Origin of the sequence: Neisseria sp. P0024.S006 (genome assembly GCF_051956595.1) — a bacterium.
Classification (GTDB): domain Bacteria; phylum Pseudomonadota; class Gammaproteobacteria; order Burkholderiales; family Neisseriaceae; genus Neisseria.
In genome coordinates this window covers 1-431 of sequence record NZ_JBQCXH010000090.1, presented here as the reverse complement: position 1 = coordinate 431, position 431 = coordinate 1, and the positions used below count along the sequence as shown (strand labels likewise).

General features: G+C 46.9%; 1 protein-coding gene. It reads right to left on the bottom strand.

Features of this window, described 5'->3' with window-relative positions; genetic code table 11:
- The coding region (locus ACTHUF_RS11425) for a GIY-YIG nuclease family protein (protein ID WP_440407778.1) at nucleotides 1-375 on the bottom strand (375 nt) is incomplete at its 3' end.
- Nucleotides 376-431: the final 56 nt, after the last annotated feature.

The window sequence follows — 431 nt, the reverse complement described above, 5'->3', positions numbered from 1 at the left end:
CTTCAGCGTGCCGCGGTAATACGCCATTTGCGGATATTGATGGCCGCTGAGCATCAAATAAGGATAGCTTTTGTCATCGCGGAAAAGAATATTGTATTTCGGCGACAAGGCTTTGATGAAGTTGTTTTCGAGAATCAGCGCTTCGGCTTCAGAACGCGTGATGGTGGTTTCGATATGGTGAACCTGTTTTACCATCAATGCGATGCGCGGCGAATGGTCGTTTTTTTGGAAATAGCTGGAAACGCGCCGCTTGAGATTGACCGCTTTGCCGACATACAAAACATTGTTGTCTTCGTCAAAAAAACGGTACACGCCCGGCAGATTGGGCAGATTTTTCAGGAAAAGAGGTAAATCGAACGGTTCGGTTGCGCTCACGGGATTTTCTTTTGGAATAAGCAGGCCGTCTGAAAACTTTTCAGACGGCCTTTTTC